The organism is bacterium (assembly GCA_016873475.1).
Classification (GTDB): Bacteria; Krumholzibacteriota; Krumholzibacteriia; order JACNKJ01; family JACNKJ01; genus VGXI01.
The window spans coordinates 1-6,391 of record VGXI01000182.1; the positions used below are offsets into that span (position 1 = coordinate 1).

The window sequence follows — 6,391 nt, forward strand, 5'->3', positions numbered from 1 at the left end:
AAGAGCCCCCGCGGCTGGCAGGCGCTTTGGCGGCCAAGCCAGTCCGCGAGAAGGGCGAAGAACTCCGCGCGAACGGCGCGCTCGCGCCAGGGATAGTGGCCGCAGCGCGCGAACGCCCGGAACTCGAGCTGCGGGAGAAAGGGAAGCAGGCTGTCCCGAATCAGCGAACCGGGGTGGGGATCCTGCGCGCCGTGCAGCATGAGCACGGGCGCGCGGATCGCCGCGAAGGCCGCCGGGTAGACATCCGCCGCCTGGAGCCGCAACATGTCGGTCCAGGTCTCGGCGTGGGCGCGGGCGTCGAGCGCGGCATGGCTGACCTCGGGGAGCAGATCGACACCGAAGGCGGCATCGAAGCGCTCGGCCTTGGCGAGCAGGCGGCGGTCGGGATCCATCTCGCTGTGGTCCAGCGCCGCGAGCGAGGCCAGGAAGCCCTTGCCGCCGCGCTGCTCGAGCGCCAGGGTGTACTGCGTGCGGGCCGCTTCGTCGAAGGTGCCGCAGCCCACCAGCGCGAGCGCCGCGAAGGCCGTGGGCGCCGCGGCCGCCGCGGCCAGGGCGAGCATCGCACCCCAGGAGTGACCCACGAGGGCGGGTTGCTCACCGGGGCACTCGGCCGCGGCGAGCGCGAGCAGGTCGTCGACGTGCTGCGCGACCGTGAGCGGCCCACCGTCTGCGCTCCCCCGCTGCCAGGGCTCCAGAACGCGAAAGCCCGCGGCGAGACCGCGGGCCAGTCCTGCTGCGGAGCCCGGCGCGCCGGGCCCGCCGTGCAGGACGATCACGCAAGGGGCCGCTGTCGCCGCGGCGCCATGGCGATCGAGCCTCACTTCAGATCGAGCTCGATGCCGCCCACCAGCTTGGCCAGCCCGTTGTAGATCGACGAGCCGATCACGCCGATCAGGAAGCCCAGGCAGCCGTAGAGGATCGGCATGAAGATCAGCGCGCCCAGGCCGAAGAACGCGGCGATGAAGGGGGGAAGGCTCTGGTCGACGAGCGTGGCCATGAGCCCCAGCGTCGCGAAGAGCGCGACGAAGCTGCCGGCGATGAGGCCGATGCAGGCGTAGAGCAGCGCGAGCACCTTGCCGGCCGAGAGCACGCCGATGCGCTTGAGAACCATGGTCGCCTCCGGGGATGACGGGTGGAGTTGGAAACGGACCTCCTACCGGCCCGCGACCGCGCGATTCAGCCCGGCCAGGCCGCAGGCGGCGAGCAGGGCCGGCACGTCGGCGACCGGCGCCACGGCGCCCTTCGGCAGGCCCTTGCCGAGCGTCGCCGTCGCCGCGACCAGCACGCGCTCGAAGCCCAGGCGCAGGGCCTCGTGGCAGCGCTCCTCGAGATGGCTGCCCGCGCGCAGGTTGCCGCGCAGCCCCACTTCGCCGAGGGCGAGCGTGGCGTCCGGCAGGGACCGGCCGCTGAAGCCCGAGGCGAGGGCGACGAGCAGGGCGGCGTCGGTCGCCGGATCGTCCAGGCGCAGGCCGCCGGCCACGCTGACGAAGAGGTCGCTGCCGCCCAGCGCGAGCCCGGCGCTCCGCTCGAGCACGGCGACGAGCAGCGAGACGCGCCGCGGGTCCACGCCCTGCACCACGCGGGCCGGCGTGCCGTAGCGCGGCGCGCTCACCAGGGTCTGCACCTCGACGGCCAGCGGTCGCGTGCCGGTGAAGGTCACGGTCACGGCCGTGCCCAGCTCGCCCTTCAGGTGCCGGCCGCCGAGGAAGCCGGCCGGGTCCTCCACGGCGACGAGACCGGCGCCGGTCATCTCGAAGAGCGCGATCTCGTGCGTGGGGCCGAAGCGGTTCTTCACCGCGCGCAGGATGCGGCCGAGGCCGGCCTCCTCGCCCTCGAAGTAGAAGACCGCGTCCACCATGTGCTCGAGCTGGCGCGGCCCCGCGATCTGCCCCTCCTTCGTGACGTGGCCGATGAGCACCAACGGAAAACCGCGCTCCTTGGCTGCGCGGCTCAGCACCTGCGAAACGTGGCGCAGTTGCGTGACCGAGCCCGTGGCGGCCTCGATGTCGGCGTCGCCGAGGGTCTGCACGGAGTCGAGCACGACGAGCGCGGGCGCGAGTTGCTCGATGGCGGCGAGCACAGGCGCGAGCTCGGTGGCGGCGAGAAAGTAGAGCGCGGGCGCGAGCGCGCCCAGGCGCTCGGCGCGCAGTCGCACCTGGCCGGGGCTCTCCTCGCCGCTCACGTAGAGGACGGGTTGCGGGCTCGTGGCGGCCATCGCCTGCGCGGCCTGGAGCAGCAGGGTCGACTTGCCGATACCGGGGTCGCCCCCCACCAGCACGACCGAGCCCGGCACGAAGCCGCCGCCGAGCACGCGGTCCAGCTCGGCGAGGCCGCTGGCCAGGCGGCGGCTCGCATCCAGCGGCAACTCGGCCAGCGGCCGCGGGATCGCCGCGGTGCCGATCGACCCCGCCGCGCCCGCAACCACCGCGCGCGGGCCGCGGGCGGCGGCCTCCTTGCCGATCGCGCGGGCGAGCTCGGTGAGCGAGTCCCAGGCGCCGCACTGCGGACATTTGCCCAGCCAGGTGGCGCTCTCGGCGCCGCACTCCTTGCAGAGGAAGCGGGTGTTCTTCTTGGGCATGCGCGCATCCTAGCACAGGGCGCTGAAGCGCGACAGCGCCGCTTGCCGCGGCCGCCGCCGGGCTGCTATCCTTCTCGGGTCTGGCTCCGGGCCCCTGCCCGGCGGCCCTCCCGCGAGCAACTGGATGCCGAGCAGCAAGCCGACGCGAACCCCTCACCGCCGGCTGGCGACCCGGGCCTTCCGGATCGTGCTGGGCATTGCTCTGCTCGGCGGCCTCTGGCTCGGCCCGGCCGGCCGCGCCGCCGCCCTCCCCCCGCACAGCGAGCACCATCCGCGCCTGCTCTTCGGCACCGGCGAGGAGGACGCGCTCTACACGGCGATCCAGGCGGACATCACGCGCGCGCAGGTCTGGCAGGAGGCCATCGAGGTCGCTGCCGTCATCTCGAGCTGGGTGCCCGACTCGCTGCTCAAGAGCTACTTCGGCTACAACTACATCGAGGAACTGTCGCTGCTGTCGACACTGGAGCCCGGGCCCTCCTCGCTGCTCTACGGCCGCGCGGTGATCGACGCCCTCATCTGGCAGTGCGACACCTACGACACCGAACTGGACGTCTTCCTCGGCCAGCTCGCCCCCACCCTGCGCCTGCACAACCTGGCCTGGGGCTACGACCTCGCCGGCTGGGCGGCCACCGAGGCCGAGCGCGAGCGGATCGCGGCCGAGATGCTGCTCTACCTCGAGGCGATGGCGACTCACTGGGACTTCACGCGCTTCCTCTACAACCCCTACGTCAGCAACAAGGGCATCTCGATCGGCGCGATGATGCTGCTCGCCGTGCTCGCCCTGGAGCCCGACCTGCCCGGCGCGCCCGCGCTGGCCACGGGGCGCGCGGCCGCCGAGCAGTACCTCGCCGTCGGTCTCGGCGAGATGTTCGCGCCCGACGGCATCTACCGCGAGGGCCTCGGCTACGAGGTCTGGTCGCTGCGCACGCTGTTGCCCACCTGGCGGGCGCTCGATCGCCTCGAGGGCCGGCCCTGGGATCCGGACTTCCTCGCGCGCGCCCTCGAGGCCGTGGCCTACCTGGGCCTCGAGCTGGGCGGCGGCCGCTTCCTCAACCGCAACGACCACAACACGAACGACTACATCCTCGGCCGGCACCACAGCCTCTTCGAGTTCGCGACGGCCTTCGGCCCCGACCCGCCCTTCGCGCGCTGGCTCCTGCGCCGCATCTCCGGCGATCTCGGCTTCTCCTGGGGCCATCTGAGCGACCCGGTCGCCACGCTCCTCTGGCACACGAGCGGGCCCGAGAAGGGTCCGGACCTGCCGAAGAGCCGCTTCTTCCCCGAGGCGGGCCTGTGGATCTACCGCGAAGGCTGGCCGGGCGATCCGCTGGACGGGAGCTTCCTCGTCACGCTCGAGGGGATGGAGTTCCGCGGCGGGCACACCCAGGAGGACGTCGGCCAGTTCGCGCTGCGCGCCTTCGGCCAGGGCTTCGCGCTCGACAACGGGGCCGGGGCAACGGCCAAGGAGACGCAGGCGCACAACCTGCCCATGGTCGGCGGCAAGGGCCAGCACAATGCCGGCAATTCGATCGGCACGGACGGCAAGCTGCGGCGCCTGATCGCCGGGCCGCGCTGGGAGCTGCTGCGCGTCGACATGACGGCGGCCTACACGACGCACTCGCCCTTCAACGATCCGGACTGGCCCTTCGACGGCATCGACTGGTCCTGGGGCTACGACGGCGGCAATCCGATGCGCCGCGCCCAGCGCGAGCTGCTGCTCCTCCCCGGCGCGCCGGGCGAGTTGCCGACGGTCTTTCTGCGCGACCGCCTCGAGCCGCTTGCCCCGAACGCGCAGCGCATCGACTGGCGCTTGCATATGGACGAGACCCTCGGCTTCAGCCAGACGACCCTCGGTCTTTGGCGCGCGGCGGGCCCGGCCGGTTCGCTGCGCCTGCAGCTCCACGGGCCGATCGCGAGCAGCGTGACCTGGAGCATCGCGCCCTTCGACAACGAGAACGTGGACCCCGACAGCCGCGTCTTCAGCGTCGGCCTGACCGCGAACCAGGCCGAGTTCCTCTGGCAGCTCACGCCGCTCGCGCCGGGCGCGCCCGATCCCGTCGTCGCGGCCGAGGAGTTCGACGCGGGTCGGCGGATCGCGATCACCGAGGGCGCCCGCGAGCGCATGCTGCTCGTGGCGACCGGCGAGGCGCCCTTCATCGTGGACGACACCCTGCTCGACGGCGATTGGGCGCTGGTGGAGCAGGAGGGTGCGGCCACGCGCACGCTGCTCGGCGACGGCAAGCGGCTCGTGGTGGACGGCCTACCGCTCGTCGATCTCAGCGAGCGCGCATCGGCCGGCTGCGAGGGCGACACGGTGCGCCTGTCCTGCTACGTGCCCGTCTTCCGCATCTGGGCGCCGGCGGCCGTGGCCGTGCTCGCGGCCGACAGCCTCGTCGCCTTCGAGCGCGACGGCGACTACCTCTTCGGCCCGCCGACGCCGGAAGACGATCCGCCGCCGCCTTCCGGACCCGCCGAGGCCCTCGCGCTGCGCGCCTGGCCGAACCCGAGTGCGGCGCCCGTGCAGTTCGCGCTGGCGCCCGAAGCCGACGCGGGGCCGCTGCGTCTGGAGATCTTCGACCTGCGCGGCCGGCGCCTGCACGTCTGCGAGGACGCCGCGGCGCCGGACCTGGAGGGTGGTCCCGCGCTGCGCTGGTCGGGTTGCGACGAGTCGGGCGCGGACATGCCGAGCGGGGTCTACCTCGCCCGCGCCACCCGCGGCGGCGCCAGCACGAGCACGAAGTTCGTGCTGCTCAGGCGCTAGAGACCCAGGCCCTAGAACAGCGAGAAGCTGACGAACTTCTTCGGGTTCGCCTTGATCTCGGCGATCAGGCTGTCCAGGCGGCTCACCGTGTGCAGCAGCGAGTCGTGCAGCGCCGGCGAGGCGAGCGCCTTGCCGAGCGTCCCCTCGCCGGCCTCGAGGCGCTCGCTGAGGCGGCCGAGGCTGCGCGTGAGCTGGGATAGGTCCGTGGCCAGGCTGTCGGCGCGGCGAGCGGCCTGGCCCATGTCGGCCACGGTGCGGCTCACGGGCTCCGCGTTCTCAGCGAGGAAGCGGTTCAGGTCGCCGGTGAGGCCGTCCACGCGCGTGAGCACGGCGCGAGTCTGCGCGCGGCTCTCGGCCGTCCAGGCGCGCAGCTCGCGCACGCCGCCCTCGAGGTTCGTGGCCAGGCTGTCCAGGCGGCCGCCGCCGCTCAGGCTGTCCAGGCGCGCGGCGAGCACGGAGAGGCTGCTCACCAGAGCCGCGCCCTCGCGCATCAGCAGCGCGAGGTCGGCGCCGCTCTCCCCGCGCAGGCGGGCGCCGCGCGCGGCCGGCTCGGTCGAGCGACCGGGGATGACGCGCACCGAGGTGGGGTCGAAGAGGTCCGTCACCAGGAGCACGCGCGCGTCCTTGCCGACGAAGGTGCCCTGCTCGATCTCGAGCCCAACGCGCACGCGGTCCTGCTGCAGATCGACGCTGGTCACCTTGCCGCGGTCGACGCCGAGGATCTCCACCGGGGCGCCCGGCTTGAGGCCGGCCACCTGCTCGAACTCCACCGTGAGCGGGAAGGTTGCCACGCTGAACTTGAACTCCTTGAGGAAGAGCAGCCAGGCCGTCATCGCCACGATAGCCAGGATGACGAGCAGCCCCACCCGCAGTTCGACGTTGCCTTTCACGTGGCCTCCCTAGCGGACCTTGATCGGCCCCTGGCTGCGCCCCTCGATGAACTGCCGCACGTAGGGATCCTCCGTCGCGCGCAGTTCGGCGGGCGTGCCGGTGAAGATGATGCGCCCCTCGTAGAGCATGCTGATGCGGTCGGCGATCTTGCTGGCGCTGGT

The 6,391-nt window shown here is 72.9% G+C and carries 4 protein-coding genes; 1 reads left to right on the forward strand and 3 read right to left on the reverse strand.

The genetic code is table 11. The features are described 5' to 3' along the window. The coding region (locus tag FJ251_12445) for an alpha/beta hydrolase (GenBank protein MBM4118519.1) at positions 1–1,196 on the reverse strand (1,196 nt) is incomplete at its 3' end. After that, the gene (radA, locus tag FJ251_12450; GenBank protein MBM4118520.1) at positions 1,154–2,578 is read right to left on the reverse strand and encodes a DNA repair protein RadA; all 1,425 of its coding nucleotides are present in this window, start codon (positions 2,576–2,578) and stop codon (positions 1,154–1,156) included. The genes FJ251_12445 and radA, both read right to left, overlap by 43 nt. 124 nt (positions 2,579–2,702) lie before the next feature. On the opposite strand from radA, the gene FJ251_12455 reads away from it, so the two are divergent. Beyond that, the gene (locus tag FJ251_12455) at positions 2,703–5,339 is read left to right on the forward strand and encodes a hypothetical protein (GenBank protein ID MBM4118521.1); all 2,637 of its coding nucleotides are present in this window, start codon (positions 2,703–2,705) and stop codon (positions 5,337–5,339) included. Positions 5,340–5,350: 11 nt separating this feature from the next. Here the strand turns inward: FJ251_12455 and FJ251_12460 are convergent, their stop codons facing one another. Further along, a complete protein-coding gene (locus FJ251_12460; protein ID MBM4118522.1) occupies positions 5,351–6,229 on the reverse strand; it encodes an MCE family protein in 879 nt (292 codons plus the stop codon). Between the last annotated feature and the right edge of the window lie 162 nt (positions 6,230–6,391).

Excerpts from the sequence above, each read along its gene's own strand:
- radA (MBM4118520.1), bottom strand. The coding sequence starts at position 2,578 with ATGCCCAAGAAGAACACCCGCTTCCTCTGCAAGGAGTGCGGCGCCGAG.
- FJ251_12455 (MBM4118521.1), top strand. The coding sequence starts at position 2,703 with ATGCCGAGCAGCAAGCCGACGCGAACCCCTCACCGCCGGCTGGCGACC.